16 protein-coding genes are annotated in these 22,452 nt (G+C 54.2%); 8 read left to right on the top strand and 8 right to left on the bottom strand.

Going from position 1 to position 22,452, the window contains the following annotated elements:
- The first annotated feature begins 28 nt into the window (after positions 1-28).
- Genes GOV79_RS16570 through GOV79_RS16550 form a run of 5 tightly spaced genes read left to right on the top strand, consistent with a single transcriptional unit; the run spans position 29 to position 5,036 of the window.
- Positions 29-895, top strand: a complete 867-nt coding sequence (locus GOV79_RS16570; RefSeq protein ID WP_170375757.1) for a carbohydrate ABC transporter permease — start codon at positions 29-31, stop codon at positions 893-895.
- 12 nt (positions 896-907) lie between these two features.
- Positions 908-1,738 (top strand): carbohydrate ABC transporter permease, encoded by an 831-nt coding sequence (locus GOV79_RS16565; protein ID WP_170448185.1) that lies wholly within the window; start codon positions 908-910, stop codon positions 1,736-1,738.
- Positions 1,739-1,750: 12 nt separating this feature from the next.
- Complete coding sequence (locus GOV79_RS16560; RefSeq protein ID WP_170773719.1) at positions 1,751-2,755, top strand: ABC transporter ATP-binding protein; 1,005 nt, start codon at positions 1,751-1,753, stop codon at positions 2,753-2,755.
- Positions 2,752-3,525 carry an L-iditol 2-dehydrogenase gene (locus GOV79_RS16555; RefSeq protein WP_170773717.1) on the top strand — a complete coding sequence of 258 codons (774 nt, stop codon included), beginning with the start codon at positions 2,752-2,754 and terminating at the stop codon, positions 3,523-3,525. The genes GOV79_RS16560 and GOV79_RS16555 overlap by 4 nt, the downstream gene beginning before the upstream one ends.
- On the top strand, positions 3,525-5,036 hold the full coding sequence (locus GOV79_RS16550) for a mannitol dehydrogenase family protein (RefSeq protein ID WP_170790592.1): 1,512 nt from the start codon (positions 3,525-3,527) through the stop codon (positions 5,034-5,036). Before GOV79_RS16555 ends, GOV79_RS16550 begins: the two co-directional genes overlap by 1 nt.
- 127 nt (positions 5,037-5,163) lie before the next feature.
- On the opposite strand, the gene GOV79_RS16545 is transcribed toward GOV79_RS16550, so the two are convergent.
- From GOV79_RS16545 to GOV79_RS16535, 3 genes are all read right to left on the bottom strand, one after another.
- The gene (locus tag GOV79_RS16545) at positions 5,164-6,153 is read right to left on the bottom strand and encodes a HupE/UreJ family protein (protein WP_170790591.1); all 990 of its coding nucleotides are present in this window, start codon (positions 6,151-6,153) and stop codon (positions 5,164-5,166) included.
- On the bottom strand, positions 6,150-6,980 hold the full coding sequence (locus tag GOV79_RS16540) for a peptidylprolyl isomerase (RefSeq protein ID WP_170790590.1): 831 nt from the start codon (positions 6,978-6,980) through the stop codon (positions 6,150-6,152). The genes GOV79_RS16545 and GOV79_RS16540 overlap by 4 nt, the downstream gene beginning before the upstream one ends.
- Positions 6,981-7,138: 158 nt before the next feature.
- Positions 7,139-9,061, bottom strand: a complete 1,923-nt coding sequence (locus GOV79_RS16535) for a DUF3604 domain-containing protein (protein WP_170787030.1) — start codon at positions 9,059-9,061, stop codon at positions 7,139-7,141.
- Between the two features lie 691 nt (positions 9,062-9,752).
- Between GOV79_RS16535 and GOV79_RS16530 the strand changes: the two genes are divergently transcribed.
- Positions 9,753-13,073, top strand: coding sequence for an ATP-binding protein (locus GOV79_RS16530; protein WP_269150144.1), 3,321 nt, complete (start codon positions 9,753-9,755; stop codon positions 13,071-13,073).
- A gap of 171 nt (positions 13,074-13,244) precedes the next feature.
- On the opposite strand, the gene GOV79_RS16525 is transcribed toward GOV79_RS16530, so the two are convergent.
- Both GOV79_RS16525 and GOV79_RS16520 read right to left on the bottom strand, forming a co-directional pair.
- Complete coding sequence (locus GOV79_RS16525) at positions 13,245-15,755, bottom strand: CoA transferase (RefSeq protein WP_170790588.1); 2,511 nt, start codon at positions 15,753-15,755, stop codon at positions 13,245-13,247.
- 41 nt (positions 15,756-15,796) lie between these two features.
- On the bottom strand, positions 15,797-17,464 hold the full coding sequence (locus GOV79_RS16520) for a GMC family oxidoreductase (protein WP_170790586.1): 1,668 nt from the start codon (positions 17,462-17,464) through the stop codon (positions 15,797-15,799).
- Between the two features lie 211 nt (positions 17,465-17,675).
- Here GOV79_RS16520 and GOV79_RS16515 point away from each other — a divergent pair, with 211 nt between their 5' ends.
- Positions 17,676-18,587, top strand: coding sequence for a LysR family transcriptional regulator (locus tag GOV79_RS16515; protein ID WP_170790584.1), 912 nt, complete (start codon positions 17,676-17,678; stop codon positions 18,585-18,587).
- 429 nt (positions 18,588-19,016) lie between these two features.
- Here GOV79_RS16515 and GOV79_RS16510 read toward each other — a convergent pair whose 3' ends face one another.
- Positions 19,017-19,961, bottom strand: coding sequence for an alpha/beta hydrolase (locus GOV79_RS16510; RefSeq protein WP_214648136.1), 945 nt, complete (start codon positions 19,959-19,961; stop codon positions 19,017-19,019).
- Positions 19,962-20,080: 119 nt separating this feature from the next.
- On the opposite strand from GOV79_RS16510, the gene GOV79_RS16505 reads away from it, so the two are divergent.
- Positions 20,081-20,671 carry a TetR/AcrR family transcriptional regulator gene (locus GOV79_RS16505; protein ID WP_170790582.1) on the top strand — a complete coding sequence of 197 codons (591 nt, stop codon included), beginning with the start codon at positions 20,081-20,083 and terminating at the stop codon, positions 20,669-20,671.
- 307 nt (positions 20,672-20,978) lie between these two features.
- Here GOV79_RS16505 and GOV79_RS16500 read toward each other — a convergent pair whose 3' ends face one another.
- Together GOV79_RS16500 and GOV79_RS16495 are read right to left on the bottom strand one after the other, a co-directional pair.
- Complete coding sequence (locus GOV79_RS16500; protein WP_170787040.1) at positions 20,979-21,713, bottom strand: SDR family NAD(P)-dependent oxidoreductase; 735 nt, start codon at positions 21,711-21,713, stop codon at positions 20,979-20,981.
- Entirely contained in the window at positions 21,710-22,444 is a 735-nt protein-coding gene (locus GOV79_RS16495; RefSeq protein WP_170790580.1) for an SDR family NAD(P)-dependent oxidoreductase, read from the bottom strand. The genes GOV79_RS16500 and GOV79_RS16495 overlap by 4 nt, the downstream gene beginning before the upstream one ends.
- Positions 22,445-22,452 lie beyond the last annotated feature (8 nt).

Genomic DNA, 22,452 nt, shown 5'->3' with positions numbered 1-22,452 from the left:
TTACGCCTGAACAGAGAGGGTTTGCGTTATGGCTACTCAACATTCCCGATCCGTTGCTCGCCTGATGATGGCACCTGCAGTGGTCCTGCTTCTTGGCTGGATGCTCGTGCCGCTGACGATGACGCTGTATTTTTCCTTCAAGAAATATCTGCCGCTGCGCGGTGGGGATCTGGGCTGGGTCGGGTTCGACAACTATGTTCGATTTGTTTCATCCAGCTCATTCTGGCCGGCCGTACAGGCAACGCTTGTGATTGTCGGAGGGGTCCTAGTCATCACTGTCATTCTGGGCATCCTCTTGGCGATGCTTCTGGATCAACCGATGTGGGGCCAAGGGGTTGTCCGCATCCTCGTGATCGCGCCCTTCTTTGTCATGCCCACCGTGTCTGCGCTGGTTTGGAAGAACATGTTCATGGACCCGGTCAACGGTCTTCTGGCGCATCTGTGGCGCTTTTTTGGGGCCGAGCCGATCTCATGGTTGTCCGAGGCTTCGATGACCTCGATTATCATGATCGTGTCTTGGCAGTGGCTGCCCTTTGCGACGCTCATCCTGCTGACTGCGATCCAATCGCTGGATAGTGAACAGCTGGAAGCGGCCGAGATGGATGGTGCCCCCGTTCTGAAGCGCTTCTACCACATCATTCTGCCGCATCTGAGCCGCGCGATCACCATTGTAATCCTGATCCAGACAATCTTTCTTTTGTCGATCTTCGCCGAGATCTTCGTGACCACCGGCGGCGCGTTCGGCACCCGTACACTCACCTACCTGATCTTCCAGCGGGTGCTGGAAAGCCAGAATGTTGGCCTTGGATCAGCCGGAGGTGTCTACGCAATCATCTTAGCCAATATCGTTGCGATCTTCCTGATGCGCATCGTCGGCAAGAACCTGGACGCGTGAGGAGGTAAGACCATGGCCCGCGCTGTCACAACTCGCCGCAAATCTCTGAATACCGCCCTCGCTTGGGCCGTTGGCTTGCTGATCTTTTTCCCGATCCTCTGGACCATCCTGACTAGCTTCAAGACCGAGGCACAAGCGATCGCCAGCCCACCTCTGTTTTTGAACTTCAACTGGACGTTGGAAAACTACGCCATAGTGCAGGAACGCTCGGACTATATGCGGTTCTTGTGGAATTCGGTCATTATCGCCGGTGGCTCGACTGTTCTGGGTGTCATCATCGCGGTGCCCGCCGCATGGGCAATGGCCTTTGTGCCGTCCAAGCGCACCAAGGACATTCTGCTGTGGATGCTGTCCACCAAGATGTTACCTGCCGTTGGCGTGCTCTATCCGATTTACCTGCTGTTTATCCGTCTGGGCCTGCTGGACACACGCGGAGGGCTGGTGGTTGTCCTGATGCTGATCAACCTACCCATCATCGTCTGGATGCTATACACCTACTTCCGCGAAATCCCCGGCGAAATTCTGGAAGCCGCGCGGATGGACGGGGCGACGTTGAAAGAGGAAATCCTCTACGTCCTGACCCCTATGGCCATTCCGGGCATCGCCTCAACCGTTTTGCTGAACTTCATCCTGGCCTGGAACGAGGCATTCTGGACCCTCAACCTGACCGCTGTCGACGCGGCCCCGCTGACGGCCTTCATCGCCAGCTATTCCAGCCCCGAGGGCCTGTTCTTTGCCAAGCTTAGCGCTGCCTCGACCATGGCCATCGCTCCAATTCTGATCCTTGGCTGGTTTAGCCAAAAACAACTTGTCCGCGGCCTGACCTTCGGCGCTGTGAAATAAGGAACACGACACATGGGACGTATTCAACTCAAGTCCGTGACCAAAAGCTTTGGCGATGTGCAGGTCATTCCGCCGCTGGACCTGACCATCGAAGATGGCGAGTTCACCGTCTTCGTCGGCCCCTCGGGCTGCGGTAAATCCACCCTTTTGCGTCTGATCGCTGGATTGGAAGATATCACCTCGGGCTCTATCGACATTGACGGCGCGGACGCCACCGATGTCCCGCCCGCGAAACGAGGGCTGGCGATGGTGTTTCAGTCCTATGCTCTGTATCCCCATATGACCGTGCGAAAGAACATCGCCTTTCCCCTTCGTATGGCGAAACTGGATCAGGCCGAGATCGACAAGCGCGTCGAAGGCGCGGCAAGCGTCCTGAACCTGACCGATTATCTGGACCGCCGTCCAGGACAACTATCGGGCGGCCAACGCCAGCGGGTTGCCATCGGGCGCGCGATTGTGCGCGAACCAGCGGCATTTCTGTTCGATGAACCTTTGTCGAACCTCGACGCGGCGCTGCGGGTCGGCATGCGGCTAGAGATCAGCGAATTACACGAACGCCTCGCGACCACAATGATCTACGTGACCCATGATCAGGTCGAAGCCATGACGATGGCCGACAAGATCGTCGTCCTTCAGGCCGGAGTAATCGAACAGGTCGGCAGTCCGCTGGAATTATACCGGACACCTCGAAACCTGTTCGTTGCGGGTTTCATTGGCTCCCCCAAAATGAACTTCATCGAGGGAGAAGAGGCCGCGAAATACGGTGCCCAGACCATCGGAATAAGGCCTGAACATATCACAGTCTCAGACACCGAAGGAGACTGGTCCGGGGTGGTGAGCGTTTCTGAACATCTGGGCTCGGATACATTTTTCCATGTCCACGAAACCGGGCTGGCCGACACAATCACTGTCCGCGCGGATGGCGAGGTGGGTTTCCGCCATGGCGACCGCGTTCACCTGACACCGCGCGCTGATGTGATCCACCGGTTCGACGCGAAAGGCTTGCGGATCGGATGACACGTCTGGCTGGTAAAACCGCCCTGATTACTGGGGCCGCGCGCGGCATAGGGCTGGCCTTTGCAAAGGCCTATGTTGCGGAGGGAGCCCGTGTCGCCATAGCCGATATCGGCATCCAGCGCGCGCAACAAGCCGCGACTGAGATCGGCGCATCTGCTCTTGCCGTGGAAATGGACGTGACAAACCAGCCGAGCATCGACAACGCCATCGCCCGCACGACGGCACATTTCGGGCCGATCGACATATTGATCAACAACGCAGCGATCTTCACTGCCGCTCCGATTGTTGAAATTGATCGTGCCGACTATGAGCGTGTCTTCGACATCAACGTTGCCGGTGCCTTGTTCACCATGCAGGCCGTCGCCCGCCATATGATCGCCCATGGTACTAAAGGTCGGATCATCAACATGGCATCGCAAGCTGGGCGGCGTGGAGAGTCTCTGGTTGCCGTGTACTGCGCCAGCAAGGCCGCGATCATATCCTTGACCCAGTCTGCAGGCCTGAACCTGATCCCACATGGGATAAATGTAAACGCGATAGCTCCGGGTGTGGTGGATGGCGAACACTGGGACGGTGTAGATGCGTTCTTTGCCAGACACGAAGGAAAACCCCTCGGACAGAAGAAACGCGAAGTGGCCGCTGGCGTACCCTATGGTCGCATGGGCCGGGCCGAAGACCTGACCGGCATGGCCGTGTTTCTCGCCTCTGACGAGGCAAAATACATCGTTGCACAAACCTATAATGTCGATGGCGGAAATTGGATGAGCTGATGAACCCTGTGGCACACGCAACCCCTCCGATCCAGCTGCGGCGAGACAGGCTGGCAGACTTGCCAGCAACCGTCAGAACCCCTGCTTATCAACCCTCGGACTTGACGCCCGGTATCGTTCACATCGGCCTTGGAAATTTCCACCGCGCTCATCAGGCTTGGTACATTCATAAGCTTATGCAGCAGGACCAGGCCCGCGATTGGGCCATTATAGGAGCAGGAGTACGCAGTTATGACGCCGGGATGCGCCAGAAGTTGCTGGCGCAAGATTGCCTGACCACGTTGATTGAGCTGGATCCACAAGGAATATCCGCAGAGGTCATAGGCCCGATGATCGACTATCTACCGATTGAGGCTGGCAACGCTGCATTGATCCGCGGGATGGCTGATCCGTCTATCCGAATTGTATCTTTAACTGTAACTGAGGGCGGCTATTTTCTGGATGCCAACACCGGCGCTTTCGACACGGATCACGATGATATTCTCCACGATGCGGCAAACCCAAATCACCCCCGCACCGCTTTCGGCGCCATTGTTGCAGCGCTCGGGATACGTCGTGCAAATGGCTTGACCCCCTTCACCGCGCTAAGCTGTGATAACCTGCAGGGCAACGGCACTATCCTTCGAAACTGTATCGTTGGGTTAGCGCGCCTGTCGGACCCTGATCTTGCCGATTGGATCGACCGGAACGGCGCATTTCCCAATTCGATGGTGGATTGCATCGTGCCAGCAACGAGTGATCAGGTGATTTCACAATGCAACGCACTTGGTATTGATGACCGCGCCCCGGTTTCACACGAGAACTTTCGCCAATGGGTCATCGAGGATAACTTCTGTGCCGGACGACCATCACTTGAACAAGTTGGAGCCACCTTAACCGAGGATGTTCACGGATATGAGGCACAGAAGCTGCGCATATTGAACGGAGGCCACCAACTGCTCGCCAATGTTGGAGAGATACTAAACGTCCCGACAATTTCTGCTTGTATGCAAGACCCTGACATATTGGCTTTTTTTGAAAAAGTCCAAATCGAAGAAATTCTACCCCATGTTGACGCTGTTCCTGGAACGACCCCGCAAGAGTACCTTGGGTTGGTTGAACGTCGGTTTGAGAACACTGCAATTCACGACACAACGCGCCGGGTCGCGTTCGACGGATCAGCGCGACACCCTGGGTTTGTGCTGCCCTCGATACGCGATGCAATTGCTTCGCGCTCTTCCATAAACGGGCTTGCTCTAGCAGAAGCTTTTTGGTGCAGAATGTGCGCAGGGGTTCGCGAGGATGGCTCAGAAATCGCCCCTAACGATCCTGTTTGGGAAAATCTGAGAAAAACGGCGTTGGCGGCCAAAACTGATCCCGGACTTTGGCTTGAACAGGACCTGTATTGTGGCGATTTTGACCATGACACGCAGTTTGTGGCTGCTTTTGCTCGGTGGTTAAACGAGATCTGGAAAAATGGGAGCAAAGCGGTTCTAGCCGAATTTGTCTCTCACAACTCTTTATCCCATTAGCTTCCCACAACTCCAATCAAGCAGCCGCGGCGCAACTTCATCTTCGCACTTAGAACGGCATTGTCCTCTCGAACACAGAATCTAACGAACGATACTGGTACAGCGAACTTTGGAACATCATCACGATCTAAAAACCACCAACTCGTTCAATGAGCCAATACATCGACACTGAACCAATGCCATAAGCGGTAACAAGCGTTGCGGTTTGGCTGATCGGAAGTGCTGTGAACCGCCAAACCAAAACCAGAACAGCCAAAGCCCCGACAAAACTTAGTTGTCCGGCCTCGACGCCAAGGTTGAATGCAAGCAAGGCTTCAGGAATGTCGTTAGAGGGAAGCCCTATCTCGGCCAAAGCGCCTGCAAATCCAAGCCCATGCAAAAGCCCAAACCCGAAACATACGATCCAGGGTTTCTGTTTTGAAAGTCGGAACCGACCTTCGCCGCCCTTTACAATCTCCATCGCCAAAAAAACGATGGAAAGCGCGATAACGGCTTCGACCGGTGGCCCGGGAACATTTAAAACTCCGAGTGTTGCCAATGCCAGTGTAATCGAATGGGCAAGCGTAAAGGCTGTTACGGCTCCCACCAGCCTCCAGGGATCGCGGACTAGAATAAACAGCGCGAAGACAAATAACAGATGGTCCCAGCCTTCCAGAATATGTTCAAAACCCAACTGAAAATACGCGATGAAAACAGACCATGCTGTCTGTTCAGAGGGTATTCTCTGGACGGTAATATCTGAGGTGAAACGGAGTGTAGCAGACTCGGCCTGAAGGGGATGCCAGCGGAACAATACATCGTTTTTTTGGGTCTCCAGCCCTTCGATTGTAATGGATTGACCCGCGACATCCGCGCGGCACTCCACAATCCAGCTAGAAACCCATGCTCGCCCATCGGACATTGGATCAGGCCCGCTGGCAGGTGTACAGCTATCCGGTAGCACCACGTCGATCGCCATTGGCTGACCGTTCACGTCTGGCTTACGCCAATGAACACTCCAGGCATCCGGTGAGATTTGACGAATTTCTAGATATCCCGGATCAAGCGCATGTGCGGCTGCATTGCCGGCAGACCAGGCAAACAGCAGAGCATACAATAGGCCAAGTATGAATTTCATTTGGCCTGACCTGTGAAATCGGGTGCTATGATCTTATAATTGTCGGCAAGAGCCTCATATTGCGCTTGCGCCAGATCTTCGCTCATGACGCGGCGCCAATCCCGCAGCACTTCATCGTAGATATCTGGCAATGGAGGTATCCGGCTTGGCTCGATCTTCAGCAGCTGTACCAGGTGGACCCCGTAGCCTGATTGGATTGGCCCCACCCATCGACCTTCTTCGAGATTGACTAAACCATCGGAGAACCCGGTTCCGAAGACGGAGTCGATGACCCGCGTCGCGGTCAGCGGCATCGACGCAGGCAGCAATGTCGCGCGGTCCAAGTCGGATACCTCTTGTTCCGCTCGCAACGCGGACAATGCCCTTTCGATGTCGGCGTCACTTGGCTTTTCACCAAGAAAAACCTGAGTGAAGGCAATCTTTTTTGGTGTCGCGTAGCGGTCCGCATTTTGCTGGAGGAAAACTTCTAGATCTTTGTCTGCAGGTACAACTGACGTGGCCATGGCTTCGGTCAAAAAATCCATCTTTTGGCTCAGGCGCGATCTGATCACACTATCCCCGCGATCCAGACCAAGCTTTCTCGCTTCCCTAACCAGAACCTCTTCGCGGATGGATGCATCGACCAAAGCCTGAAGCTCGGCATTGCTGGGCCGACGTTTCCACCTGGCTGCGAACTGTTCAGCTAACCGCGCGGCATCGCTTTCGCTTATTGCTATGGCCTCTGGATCTGCGATCAACTCGTCATTCGGAGAAACAATGTGAAACCAAATGAATATGGCGGCTCCGATCAAGAAGAAATGGAATAGAGGTTCTTTCACTATTCGCATGAAGGCTCCTGCGTGAAACGCCATCCGGCGATATGTTTTATGCTGGCTTCAGTCAGTTAAATTTTCCAAGGAATCGTAGCCCACGACGTTTTGCAGCTCAGGTGAGAGCAACGCGGCAAAGGTTGCTGCCTCATTCTTCAAACGCGTGCGAAGAAACGTCACTCTGCCGGTGTATACCAAATCGGCGAAGAGTACGCGCGTTCCTGATGCGTAAGCACGGCATCCTCTGGTAGCTCGGCACCAAACCTCAATTTGTCGTACAGTATCCAACGTGGCGTCGGGATTTCGAGCGCACGTACGTAGTAGAATGCGCGCGCATTTGGATCGAAATCAGGATCAGACCAAACGGTTACAAGTTCGGCGGTCCCGATTGTGTTGGTCCAACTTGCGGTTTCGGTATCCACCGTGTTGCCAACCGCAGGGATTTTGCCGTTTTGATCAGCAACTCGATCGTCCGACCATGCCACATCGTAGACCTTCTCCTGCAAAGCACCTTCGGAGTCCAGCCATCCCTTAATCACCTGCACACGATCCAGATTGGCCCCAACCGGGTCGCGTAATGCAGCGATCAGGAATGAGGGTGCTCCGTCGCCCTCATTAGGGCGCATGTCGGAACCCATTGGAACGCCCTTCGTGTAGCCAACATTTGCAATGAAGCGGGTTTCAACATCGGCGTCATTGAAATCCCATCCACCAAAGAAGCGCAGACCAATCCGTGGCCCCGTGGTCGCGTAGGTTTCGCGCCGCTTGAATGCATCGAAAATCGCCGCGCGCGTATTTTCAGTCGCCCAAACGGCCGTGTAGCCGGACGCGACGAGGAGGTCGCCGGGAATTTCGCCAAGATCATTGGCTATGAAAGGATGCTTGATCCTTGTGGCCGAAGGCTCAACGCTGACGGATTTTCCGAAGAAGTTATCTTCTTCGGCTGTCGCCAGAGATGTATGGCTGTCCGTCGCGCCGCCCATGCCGAACTTATAGGGGTTCACGCCGAACTTTTCTTCCAACATCAAGCCGCGCTTCAATGCCTCGCGGGCGTATTCACCAGCCAGCATGTCGTCGGTTTTAAGTTCAGAGATATCAAGATTGCCGACATCCCAGTTTTCGTAATCCGCAAATTCATCATCAGGGCTCAGGAAGGGATGCGCTTCGCCGTCGCCCTTGATCTGAGTGACCTCATAATGCGGCTCCCATTTAGCGCGGGCAGCGACGTATTCTTCGTCAACCTTTCCACCGTGATAGGTGTCTTCGGTTGGGAACATCCATCCATTTGACAAGTTGCCATTATGAGCGAATGCAACCGCGCGCCCGCCTGTTTTCTGCTGATACTCTTCAAGCCAAGCATAAAGCGCCTTTGGATCTGTATCACCATAAGGGGGTTGCGTGACCGGAGGTACCATTTGAAGCGCCCTGATAGGCCCATCGCGCAGCATAACGTTCCGGTGCAGGTTGAAGCCTTTCGGAACCGACGTCCACTCGAACCCAATGAAAGCGGTGAAATTGCCAGGGTCGTTGTGTCGTTCAGCCGCCAGAACGATATTTTCCCAAGTAAAGGCAAAAGCATCAGCGCCCGGGCTGTATGATTCAAGCAAAACTTCCGGCAGAGTCATCTGTGAGAAGTTGGTAATAATGTCGAATGCAGCCTTGCCAGCTTCTTCTCCACCCGCTTTGTAACCTTTGTACCACTCCAATCCTTTTGGATCGGCGAGAACACCGGGTTTGCCTGCCTGCAGATCAGGAGCGAATCCCATCAAGTCTGTGTGGTCCGTAAGAACCATCCAATCCAAAGGCCGGGCCAGTCTGACAGGCTGGCCCGTCGAAGAAATGACTTGCTCACCTTTGGCAAAGCGCCAGGCTTCGTCCGGCAGCAGAGTGTTTCCAAAGGCTCCGGCGTCCAATGAAAGTCCCGTGTGAAGGTGAGTGTCCCCCCACAAGGGGCGTTCCGGGAAGGATCTGTTGGCATATGGAGAATAGGGTTGCTCCGAGAACAAGCCCTCGGCAGCCTCTTCACTTGGGACAGCATCGGCGAAGGCACTAACCGGCGTCAATCCTAGAGCTGTTAAGCTTAGAAGCATACGAAACATTGTGACCTCCCAAATCAATTTTTACCCGGTAGCGTTGGTGATTTACGTCGCATCGGACTAATATTCGCATTTCTTTATATCATATTGATTTTGTTCTTCGGAAAGATTCTTGTTTCGTTGTGCCGGTGCTAGAAATGAGACAGGCCAAAGACCCCTTTCCTAACATCGTTCAAATGACAGTTTGCCAATAAAATAAGGTCTTTATCCTACCAATCTATATGGTTGGAACGCTGCTGGTCGATTTCCTTAAAACAGACTGGACGGTCATCTCGTTCTTGACGCCCGAGAAAGCTTCCTACTGACAATTTGGAGTTTATCTGAGAATCGACTCTCACGTGATTAAACGTCAATCGCAGCACGACATTACATGACAAACGACCGTAAATGGCTGCAGTTTATGGGAGAAGAGTTCTTTCGTCGGTGCGATGGCATAGGTAGAGTTCCAAATCATCGACCACATTGGGAACAGTTGAACCGGTTCGCTTGAATCCGACTTTGCATCCAGTAACACGTCAAGAGAGCCAATGAAGCCCTTGACCTCTTACAAAACGGTAGTCTTCATTAAACAAGAAACTGATCATACTGTTGGACAAATGGGCCACCGGTCATTTGACGGGTTAAGTTAACAAGGAGATGCTTGCTGGCAGTACGCATTCAGAGATCCTGCTCCTAACGCAAGCAATACCAATTGATGTCAGAAATTGCGTCTTGGCTAAATAGACATGGTTTGTCCAAGTATGCTGCCGCTTTTGCCGAACATGAAATTGAACTTTGCGACCTGTCTGAACTATCTGACGAAGACCTTGTAACAATCGGACTTCCGCTGGGGCCGAGAAGGCGTTTTCTGAAAGCCGTTCGCGCCAGCATGGAAATGGGGCAGCGCCCGCCCAGCAATAGCAACGGCGCCGAGATCGTGGCTGAGCGGCGACAACTTACTGTAATGTTTATCGATCTTGTCGGTTCAACGGAAATAGCGCAAAGCGTCGATCCGGAAGACTTGGCTGATGTTCTTCGACTTTTCAAGGAAACCTGTGCTGCGGCTGTTGCAGCGTATGATGGCCATATTGCCAGCTACTATGGCGACGGGATTATGGTTTTCTTTGGGTTTCCCCACGCCCATGAAGACGACCCGGAGCGCGCTATTCGTGCCGGTCTGCGCATCATTGATGAGATGCCAGATGTTCGCACCCACGCGAAACTCAACGTTCGGATTGGGATAGCAACCGGGTTGGTTGTGGTCGGCGATCTGCGCGGCGAAAAGATGTTTGAAGACGGAACGGCGATGGGTGAGGCACCCAATCTGGCCGCGCGTCTTCAAGCGATGGCGGATCCGGGTACGATGATCATCGCCCCAACCACTCATCAGCTGGCGGGTGATGCTTTTAAATACGTTCTGCGCGGTGCGTTTAAACTCAAGGGTTTTGCTAAGGAAGTCGAAGCCTGGCAAGTAACCGGGGAGCGGGAAACAGTCAGCCGATTTATGGCGATCGACAATATTTTGCTCAAGCCCTTGGTCGGTCGCACCGCGGAATTGGAGGCGCTGAACGACAATTGGGCTTTGGCCGGTGATCGCCAAGGTCAGGTTGTGTTGGTGTCAGGTGAGCCGGGAATTGGCAAGTCGCGTCTGGTAGAAGAATTTCGGCAGAACATCTCGGACTTGCCCCACAAGCAAATGCGATATCAGTGTTCTCCATATCATTTTGCGACTTCCCTGCATCCCATCATTCGCCAACTTGAGAATGCAGCTGATCTTCGCGCGGACGAGCCAAATCACGTTAAGCTTGAAAAAATCCGCGGCGTGTTGAGCGATCAATCGGACGATGCTTTGAAGTTGGCAGGATCCCTATTGTCTGTTCCGTTTGAAGATCATTTGGGGCCTATAGATCTAACACCGCAGCAGATCATGGAACAGTCGCTGGAATTGTTGCTGGACAATCTTGCGTCAGAGGCTGACGGTCCTCCAGTTCTCTTCCTTTTGGAAGATGCCCACTGGATTGATCCAACAACCAAATTGCTGCTTGATCGGATGGTGGATCGAATTCGCAACCTTCCGGTGCTGGTCGTCATGACCTTCCGGCCCGAGTTCGATCCAGGTTGGACACTGCAATCCAACCTTACGAAGGTTGATTTGAAGCAGCTAAACTTTCGACAGGTAAAGAGCATTGTTGACGAAGTCGCCAAAGGCGAGATGGTCGCTGAAGAGATGTATGACGTGGTCGCGGCAAGATCCAACGGCGTGCCGCTATACGTTGAGGAGGTGACGAAAGATCTCCTTGAATCTGGCGTCCTGACCAGGGGAAGGGACACCTACACGATGGGCGGGGCATCGCCGGCAAACTCGGTGCCCAGTACGTTACATGATGCATTGATGGCACGCCTTGATCGCCTGAGCTCTGCCAAAGAGGTCGCCCAGATTGGCGCTGTAATAGGCCCTCAGTTTACTTTTCAATTGATCTCAAAAGTGGCGAACGTAGGCGATGGTGCGTTGCGCGCAGGACTGGAACTTTTGGTTGAGGCTGGCATAGTAACAGCGTCTCGTTCAGAAGGTTTTGAAACCTTCAGCTACTGTCACGCCCTTATTCGTGACACCGCTTACAACAGCCTTCTAAAGCGGGAACGTCGGGTTCTACACTCTCGTGTCGCGCAATATTTGAAAGAAAAGTCGGCTCATACGGGTGATGCAAGCCCGGAAATTCTGGCTCATCACTACACCATGGCAGGCATGTGTAAGGAGGCTGTGGACTATCGTTATCTTGCAGGTCAGCGAGCAGTCCAGCGGTCTGCTAACATTGAAGCAGGCACGCAATTGTCCCTGGCGATTGAGCAGCTTGGCGAAATGGATCAAAGTATCGAGCGGGACCGCAAGGAAATTGAGGTTCAGGTTCTCAAGGCCGGTGTCTTACGAACGACCGCCGGAATAGCCGCCGACGAAACCGGTTCTGTTTACGAAAGAATACGCGACTTGTGTGAACGCGTTGAAGAAACAGAGCAGCTATTTCCAGTTCTGAATGGTTTGTATTCCTTCCATTTGGTGCGCGCCGAGTATGATTTGGCCAGGAACGTCGCGGCGCAATTGCTGGATCTGTCGACCTCGACTCGTGAGACGCAGCATCAGATGGTGGCGCATCGCGCAATGGGCGCAGTTCTGTTTCATATTGGTGATCTGGAGCCCGCATACGATCATTTAAGCAAAGCACTCGAACTCTACAGCCGGGAACGTGATGCACATCTGGCTTACATCTATGGATCCGACCATGCGGCGATTACGTCGTGTTTCCTAAGCTTGGCAATGTGGATGCGCGGGGACCCAGACAAAGCACTTGAGGTGCAAATGCTGGCGGTTTCGGGTGCAAAAGAGCTGGAGCATGCTCATAGCATCGCACAGTCTCTAACCTATCTGTGCATGCTTCATCTGCTGCGCCGAGAACCCGACATAGTGCTGGAGATCGCAAAGCAGCTTGACGAGCTTTCAGCCAAGCACTCATTCACATTCATGTCTTTGACTGCGACCTTGTGGCGAAGCTGGGTTAAAGCCCATGTTTCGCCAAACCAAGAATCGATCGATGCGTTACACGAAGCGTCGATAGCGTGGTGGGAGAGTGGTGCGGGAAACTACAAACCATTCTTTCTGACACTGTTGGCGGAACTCACTTGGAACATAGGTGACCGAGATAGGGCCCTAAATTTTCTGGCTCAGGCTCGTGAACAACAGCAGTACACAAATGAAGGATGGGCCCGATCTGAAACGGATCGAGTCTACGCGCTGGCACGTTGCGACAATGAATTGGCAGAAAAAGAATTTCGTGGGGCACTAGCTACTGCAAGAGAACAGAAAGCAAAGATGCTTGAACTTCGAACGTCCGTAGATTTCGCAAAACAATGCAAACTATTTGGACAGGCGCATAGGGCGATATCTGATGTTCGCACTGCTTTGGATGGGATTGCTGGAGGTGAGACTACGATCGATGTGATTGAAGCAGTCAAGCTCCTTGATCAACGACCTGCAAACTAAGTTTCTTGTTTTCCTGGGCATTGCGCGGCTCTATCGCTTGCGAAACTCTTTCGGAAGAAATGCGCGCTGCAACGGTCGCAAAATTAGCTGTACTCTATGTCATCCCAGAGCCGCCAATCGCAAAAAGCAAGCTTGCCCCTGTGCCCTGCCACAAGCGACCTTGCCATTCGTTTAGCTCGGCAAATATTCCGTACTCCACGACTCTGCAACATCGCCAGATTTGATCATCACTTCGATGGCCTCCTCCACATAACCGAGTTCACCGAGGATCATGCGGGTTGAAGTGCCAAACTTCTCGGATGGCTCGACTGCAAATACCTTTGCACGGGTTGGGCGCACTGCGTAGGGGTCAAGTTGTGTTACCTCATGACCGCTGGGGTGGTCGGGGTAAATCGAGAAAGAGTAGCTGCCATTTTCAGTGCCCGGTGTACCATCCGCCTCGCGTGAATTCCTCGCGCGCAAGGCGTCGAGATTTTCGCAGATTGCCACGCCGATATCAGCCGATTGCAGTTTTTCCACCCAATCCGACGCAGGAAGGGTTTGGAATGCAGTCGCAAGATAGGCAGCACGGTCTTCTTCTGGCAGATCAGGCAGTTCCTCTAGGCCCTCGACTTTTCGGAACCGCGGCAGATCGGCTTCGTAGGCACTGAGCAGCACATAGCGCCCCGACGCGGTACTATAGAACCGTGTCAGAGCATCATAGCCATTTGCCTCGGGGCCCGACGGTTCGTCGAAAAGCCCTCGCCCCTTGTAATCAAAAGCAAAGGGGATTTGCAGAAGACCGCTATTAGCATTGAGCGAGGTGCGACCGCGCCCAATCCGACCGAAGCGGTATTTCTGATAGAGTGCTGCGGCCACTCCAAGTGCGCCACCAAATCCGCACATAACGTCGATCGTGCCCACATGGGCGTGTTCCTCTGGTCGGTCCATAGCACCACCAAAGCGCAGCATGATACCGGTTGTCGCCTGAACCAAGTCATCGTAGCCGATGTAGTCAGTACGCGTGCCCCGGCGCACGCCGCTGAAACAATCGAGTTTGCAGAACAACGCATCCGGGTTGAGTTTGCGCAGGTTGTCAGCATCAAGACCCATTTTCTTGATCTGATTGTCCGGTGCGTTCCAAACGATAACGTCGACGGATTTAACAAGATCCTCGAAAACCCGGCGTCCGTGATGAGAGGTGATATCTGCTAGAATGGAGCGCTTGCCGCGCATCTGGGACATGCCATAGATGACGGTGTTCCAACTGTCATACATCGGCACGGAGGGGTCGAGCTTGATCACCTCGGCCCCGAACCGCGCCAGATAACTGGCCGAATGTGGGCCCGCGATCACATTGCATAGGTCCAGAACCCGTACGCCGGTTAACCACCCTACTTTCGCGGTTTCTTCAGAAGGGTCTGGGATCTCGGTGCGGTGTTTCTTCAATATTTTCAGCGCTTCGTCGAAATCGACCCATTGACGGGGCTCCGGCTGCAATGCCTCTTCGCCGCTCTCTTCCATCCAGACCACTGGGCCGGGTTGCGTCATATCACCATAAATCGGGTCGTGAACGTCGATCATCAGACCCGAAGTCTCGGCGTATTCGTCATGAATCCATTCCTGTAGCCAGCGCTGCGGCGCTCCGGGGATCAGGCCCCGGCCGAACATTTTTTTCCATTCGTGCGATGTGCGGGTCATAAAGACCTCTTTCATACGCGCCGCGATTTTATCGGCCCAGAATTTGGGCATCGGATAGACCCCGAGTGAGGTGTCGTGCGACCATTCCGACCAAGGTTTGTATGTGTCTTCTTCCGAAGTCAGCCCGTCAGCAACCAACTCGTCATAAATGCCGAGTACTTCCAGACAGCGACGGGCGTGGTTCTTGTGGCTGGGGCAAACGACGTAGAACATGCGCCCGTCCTTACACATGTAACTGCGGAAGAACGGGTCCAACAATTCCTGCAGTTCTTCATATGCAACGTTCATCGGCAGACCTTCGATACGCCGACGTTCAATCTCGACCTCGCGCTGGGTCAGATAGCGCTCGGGCATGTTTTCTACCTTGATCGAGTTGTAACAGAGCCCCTCCATCACAGCGGCTGCCAGCGGAACTTCGATCTGGTCGCCAAGACCTGTTACCTGCCGTGATTGCAAAGCCAATATCGTAGCCGACGCGGCGATCTGCGAGGCATAAGCCGAGGCAAGTGGCAGGGGAGAAAATGACGGGTTCAGCCCCATTAGCACTCGGTTTAGCCCCATGTCGGTAAATACGCCCGAACTTGCCGCGACGATGCTTTCGTAGGCCCGAATTTCGCGCCGTTCTTCGTCATTTGATGCAAAACCGGGGATCGAGATCGTGATCAATTCGGGCCTTTCTTCGCGCATCGCGGCAAAGTCCATTCCAAGTGCGGCCAACTTACCCGGGCGGAAGTTCTCGACGATAATATCGGCCTCGGCGCAGAGCGTTTTGGCTCTCTCCAACCCCTCTGGCGTCTTGAGGTCCAAATTAACGATCACCTTGTTCCGGTTCAGTGCAGCATTTGCCGGGCTGTCCCACATCGGACCGCTGGGCGGATCAATATGCACCACGGTTGCCCCCAAATCGCCCAGCAACATTGCGACGGCAGGGCCCGCGATATACTGGCCGAAATCGACGACCTTCACACCGGTCAGCGGAAGATTGGAAAACGAATTGCGCATGGATCCTCCGGGAAACTTTTACGTCCGGATGCTGACAGGTCTTATTGACCCGCCAGCATCCAGCCCGCGGCTTTTTCTGCGATCATGATAGTGGGCGAATTGGTGTTACCGCTGGTAATCTCTGGCATGACCGAGGCATCAACCACACGCAGACCAGCCACCCCCTTCATTCGTAGATGCGGGTCAAGAACGGCGGTTTCATCGTCCTCGCGCCCCATTTTGATCGTGCCGACAGGATGAAAGATCGTGCTGGCGATGTCGCCTGCCAACCGGGCAAGTTCCTCGTCAGTTTGATATTGGATACCCGGTTTGAATTCTTCCGGCTCGTAAGCTTCCATCGCGGGCTGCGCCATGATTTCGCGCACCTGCCGCAGGCTTTGGGCGGCAACTATGCGGTCTTCGTCTGTGTCAAGATAGTTGGGCGAAATCTGAGGTGGCTGACGGAAATCCGAAGACGCAATACGGACATGCCCGCGACTGGTCGGATTCAGGTTACATACACTGACGGTAATGGCCGGGAAGTCATGTAGGTCTTCGCCAAAGGCTTCAAGGCTCAGCGGCTGGACATGATATTCGAGGTTGGCATGAGGGCGCTGAGGATCGGATCGAGTGAAAGCCCCCAGTTGGCTAGGCGACATGCTCATCGGGCCAGACCGCTTCAGCACATATTCCAAACCGATCTTAGCTTTGCCTACCAGAGAATTGGCCAAGGTGTTCAGCGTCCGAGTGCCCTTTACCTTGTATACCGCTCGTATTTGCAGGTGGTCCTGCAGGTTCTCACCAACGAAGGGCGCATCCATTGCTACGTCTATCCCGTGCTCTTTGAGAAGCGCCGCTGGGCCTATTCCAGACAGTTGCAGGATTTGCGGAGAGTTCACGGCACCCGCCGACAGAACCAACTCCTTTGAGGCTTGGACTGTAACGGGCTGCCCTTTGTGGTGGACAACCGCGCCGGTGCAACGCAACGCGGTGTCTTTGCCATTCTCAAAGGTCAGTTTCTCGACCTGCGCCTCGGTCCAGATCGTCAGATTTGGGCGTGACTTGGCCGGGCGCAGAAACGCCTTGGACGTGTTCCAGCGCCAGCCCGAGCGCTGGTTGACGTCGAAATAGCCCACCCCGGCATTGTCACCCGTGTTGAAATCATCCGTCTTGGGAATGCCGTTCTCAACGGCGGCATCGGCAAAACTGTCCAGAACATCCCAGCGCAGCCGCTGTTTTTCGACCCGCCATTCGCCACCATGCCCGTGCAGGTCGGAAAACCGGCTGTTGTCACCAGTGCTCGGGTCGGCGCCATCGTCTAGCTTGTAGTGGTTCTCATGAGCCTTAAAGTCGGCCAGCGAGTTGTCCCAACTCCAGGCCTCTTCACCGGTGAGCTTGGCCCAATTGTCATAGTCGCGGGCCTGACCCCGCATATAGATCATCCCGTTGATCGAAGAGCATCCACCCAGCGTCTTTCCGCGCGGATACAGCAGGCTGCGACCGTTCAGCCCCTTGGCTGGTTCGGTTTTGTACATCCAGTCCGCGCGCGGGTTGCCGATGCAGTAGAGATAGCCAACAGGGATGTGTATCCAAGGATAGGTATCGGCCTTACCCGCCTCAAGCAGCAAAACTCGGTTCTTGGTGTCGGCGCTCAGCCTGTTGGCCATCAGGCACCCGGCCGATCCGCCACCAATCACAATATAGTCGAACCTGTTTGCGCCGTCAGACATCCGTGTCGTCCACCTATTCAGTCGTTGCTTCGCCTTATGCGCACCGGAAAGGAAATGGATTCCGATTTTCTTGTACGCGACCCTTTCATTTACCTCCGAAGTTCGGGAGGCTGTTCACCTGGCCCCGCATCATTGGCTTCACTGATCTCTGCGCGAGAGGCACACAAAAATCTAATGACAATTCGCACAATGCCATATTAGTAAATTTTATATGGACCGGTTTTCGAATATTAACACCATTCTGGCCTTTGTAACGGTGGCCCGTGAAGGCAGCGTTTCCCGCGCAGCCGAAGTGTTGAACCTTACCCAGCCGGCCATCAGCCATCAGATCAAGCGTCTTAGCGAAGAGACTGGACTGACGCTGTTCAACCGAACCGCAACTGGGTTGCAGATCACCCATGACGGCGCTGCGGTTTTGGCAAAGGCGCAACAAGTCCTCGATGCAGTCAGTGATTTCCAACGCAGTGCCCGCCAGCGTATTGGTCGTTTGAGTGGAAAACTGACGATCGGCACGATCGTCGATCCGGAGTTCATACGCTTGGGCCGTCTGTTGGCGCATCTGCGATCAGAGCATCCTGATGTCGAAACCGAGTTGGTACACGGGGTCAGCGGGGACATCCTGACATGGCTCAGACGGGGTCGCGTCGATGCCGGGTTCTACCTGTGTGGACCCGACGACCTTTCCAGTATTGGGTCGGACGGCGGTGATCCTGTGCACGCCATAAAGCTGGCCGATTTTGTGTATCGCGTGATCGGGCCAGCTGGCTGGCAGAAGCAGGTGGAAGAGTCCGACTGGCCTTCGCTTGCAGCCTTGCCTTGGATTGGCACTCCCGAAGCCTCTGTCCACCATCGCTTGCTGGCCAAGATTTTCGAAGATCAGGCCAGCCGCCCGAACGTGGTCGCATTGGTGGATCAAGAAGCTTCGATGCTTGAAATGGTGAGATCCGGGATTGGCCTGAGCCTCTGCCGCGATTCCATCGCGCTCCATCAAAAACAATCCTTTGGACTTGCCGTCTGCAATTCTGTTTCAGTTCCTGCGTGCCTGTGCTTTGTGACGCTAGAACGGCGCAAAGATAACCCGATGATCGCCGCAACATTCGACCTACTAGTTCGGTCCTGGTGATCGCACCAAGCGGACGGAGCCTGATGTGTCAATGGACGCCACTTTCACATTCCTTGTGAACATGGTGCGGGCTGGAACTGGGCAAATGATTAATCCCAAGCTGGTCGAGCTACGGCGAAGACCAAGCGAACGGCTTTGTTTGCGCGAAAACTGCGTCCATAGATATCATTTCAAAGCTGTCGCTTGACGCCATCGGTCGACGTGAAAACCAAAATATTCTATTTTATAACTCTAGGTTACGCGGGATTGAAAACAGCAACACGAGTCACTTCAATGGTTGCAACTTCTTCGCGGAAAATCCCGAAACGATGATCGAGGTTTTTGCAACCGCACGGGATGACGATGAGATTTCTGCGGGACCGTTCACGCGATCCCGCAACTCATCAATCAAAAAGGCAGCGGTCGCGAAAGGGCCTCTGCCTTTACAGTTTATCTGCCGAAGAACTCAGCGACCGCGTCAGTCGACGCCTTTACAGCTTCAGGTTTGTAGTAGAAGTCCACGTGGCTGAATTCATCAAAGGCCAGTTCCTCGTGTTCAATTGTCAGCTTCTTAACAAACTGGGTTGAACAAGGCGCGGTGAAAGCCGTTTTGCTGTAGATGGTCAGTGACGGCTGCACGATTTTGTCGGCATAGGCTTCGCCGATGGAGATCAGCGACTGCATGCCCTGGTCTCCGATATGCATGTTGGTGTAGGTCGGAACCGCGACCGGGCCTTTGACACCATCACGCCCGTAGTAGTCATAGGATTCTCCGGCCATCGGATTGACGCCTGATCCGACAAAGTCTTCGCGGGTTTGCTCATCATTCAGCCCAAATGGTGCGACATAATCGGGCTCGCCGGTTTCATACATCTTCTGCGTCGAGGCGTTCGAGGCCGCGATTTGCTGATTGACCATGTTGCGGTCGGTCCATTGAAAATCGTCTGCCGCCATCGTGCCCGACACCATTGCAATTTTCTTGATGCGATGGTCGGTGACTGCCGCCGACGCAATGATCGAGCCGCCTTGGCAAACGCCCAGTCCGTAGATTTCATCCACAAACGGAAGTGTGCCGAGGTAGGACACGGCGTCCCAGGTGTTTTCAATCAGCCGGAACATGTAGCGAGACTGCTTGTGCTCCCCGGGCAGTGCAGGGGACGAGCCCATTCCGAGATAGTCGAAGCCAAGGTAGATGAAACCGCGCGCGGCCATCTCCGGCCCGTAGGTTGCCGGGATTTGGTCCTTGACCTGCGGGAACGGACTGGCACCCACGATAGCCTTATGGGTCTTTGTCTCATCAAAGCCTTCGGGCAGGTACAAATCGCCCACCAAGTCCACGCCAAAGGATTTGAAGGTGACTTCGTTTTTGCCCGCAGTGAAATTTTGGGTTGTCATGGTCTTGTTCCTTTCGGGACCAGGCATCATTGCGCCTTGCTAAAGTAAATCGTTGTGTTTACTTATGGTGAATAGATGATGTTTGTAAACACATCTTTTTACTTTTTGAGGTTGAAATCGTGAAACGTACTGAAAAAAAACGAAAAGATATTATCGATGCGGCCATCGATGAGTTCAAAGAGCAGGGGTTTCTGGGGGCGAAAACAACTTCAATCGCCAAAAAAGCGAACGTATCGAGTCGCACGCTCTACAATCACTTCGAAAGCAAAGAAGCGCTGTTCGATGCAATCTCAGAGATCATGTTGGAACAGAACCGGCGCATGGAGCCGGTATCCTATGACCCTGCTCGCGACTTTGCCCAGCAACTGAAGGATGCTTTGTGGCGCTACGTCGAGGTGATCACAGAAGAAACAGCTATTGGACTTAATCGAATGGTTCTATCTGAGCTGATCCGTGACCTTGATCGTTCCCGGCGGTTTTTCACTGAGACCGAGTCCCATGACTACCCAATGACAGGCTTGATCAGTGGAGCTATGGACGCAGGCGTCATCCGAAAAGCTGATCCGGTCTTCGCAACCAACCAGCTTTTGGGGCTGGTGAAAAACTTCTTCTTCTGGCCAGAGTTCTTCCTCGGTCAGAACCCGACATCAAAGAATGTTTTGGACGATTGTGTTGCTATGTTCCTCGCGCACTACAAAGCGGACGTTTGATTGGCGATCGCCCGCTTCGTCCCACGATATGTGAGTCCGTGAGAGTCAGCACTTTGCTCGCGCCGCGAAGGGCCAGTCGGGTGAGCAGCACCGCAGCGATTGGAAATCTCGACCAATGACACGTTTGGGACGTGAGGTATTTCTGGCAAATTTGCCGAAGGCGTGGATGCTACGCGGCATCCGGGGTTGGCAATGAACCCAAAGTGCTAGATACTGCGGTTCGCATAAAGGTCCGCTGCTTAAAGTGCGGTTGAAAGAGTGTTTGAAATGCGAAAATTTGTTTAGGCAATAGTCGGATCAGCAAGCCTTAAGGCAGGCTGAGTTTACTCATTCTACCACCGTCGATCGTGTAGACCTGCCCTGTTACAAAACTGGCTTCACTTGACGCCAGAAATGCGACCAGTGCGGCCACTTCGTCGGGTCGCCCGGTTCGGTTAACCGGATGAATGCCGCCGATCTTACGTCGGAACGCATCAGGCTCTGCCATCGAATTCACGAAGTCTTCGTTGAGTTCCGTGTCGATCCATCCGGGTGCTACAGCGTTGCATCGGACTCCTTCCTCTCCGTGATCCACAGCGACAGACCTAGTCAGGCCGTGCAGGCCCGCTTTTGCGGCACAATAGGCCGCGTGACGAGGATTGGATCCCAAACCTTCAATCGACCCAGTGTTGACAATGCTCCCGCGTGTTTTGCGCAAATGGGGGAGCGCGGCCCGGATCATCAAGAACGGAGCCGTTAGATTCAATGCCAGGCTACGTTGCCAATCCTCAATGCTCGTGTCTTCGATTTTGGCCTCCTGCATCATACCGGCATTGTTAACGAGCACGTCCAGTTGACCGGCACGCCCAACCACTGTCTTGACGACCTCGGCGGGCAGCTGCGGATCGCTCAGGTCCGCGACAATGCCTTCAAAGACCTCATCGGTTTGACGTTGCGCCGTGAATACACGCGCGCCCTCCTGCCGCAGTCGTTCTGCAATGGCGAGGCCGATGCCAGATCGACCACCGGTGACCAGTGCGACTTTCCCTTCAAATCGCCTCATGAGACTGGCTTTCCACCATTCACCTCAACAAGTGCGCCGCACATGTAACGCGCTGCGTCGGAAGCCAAAAACAAAACGACATCCGCAATGTCCTGGGGTTCAGCTATCCGGCCGATGGGGACAGTGGCCCCTAGTTCAACCACGGCAGTGTCGGGGTCATAACCGCGCTTTTCAAAGCCGCTACGCAACATGGGCGTGTTCACTTCATTTGGGCACACCGCGTTGATCCGAATGCCCTGATGCGCGTGGTCCATTCCCATGCATTGGGTCAAAGATGCGATTGCCGCCTTGGTCATACAATATAGCGCGTGGTTCGGGCCTGGAGCTTTTCCACCCCAACACGAAGCTGTGTTTACGATCGCCCCACCGCCATCACTGGCCATTATCGGGATTGCTGCCCGACAAATGCGAAAGGGGGCTTCGACGTTAACCGTGATCGAGAGATCCCAATCTGCGTCTGTCGTCTCTGTTACGGCACCGCGTGTAATAACGCCTGCGTTGTTGATTACGATGTCCAGGCCGCCGAGCGCAAGATTGGCAGCCTGAGGGAGGGTATCTGCATAGTCAGCCTGCGACAGATCACCCGGCAGGTGAGCGTCAGCATCAATGCCATCAACATTTCGATCCGCCGCGGCCACCAACGCCCCTTCGGCCCGCAAGTTGGAAACGATTGACGCCCCGATCCCACCAGCTGCGCCTGTGACCAGTGCTTTTTTGCCTTCAAATCTCATATCCATCC

Origin of the sequence: Ruegeria lacuscaerulensis (assembly GCF_013034745.1) — a bacterium.
Taxonomy (GTDB): domain Bacteria; phylum Pseudomonadota; class Alphaproteobacteria; order Rhodobacterales; family Rhodobacteraceae; genus Ruegeria; species Ruegeria lacuscaerulensis_B.
This window is presented reverse-complemented; position numbering and strand designations above follow the sequence as displayed.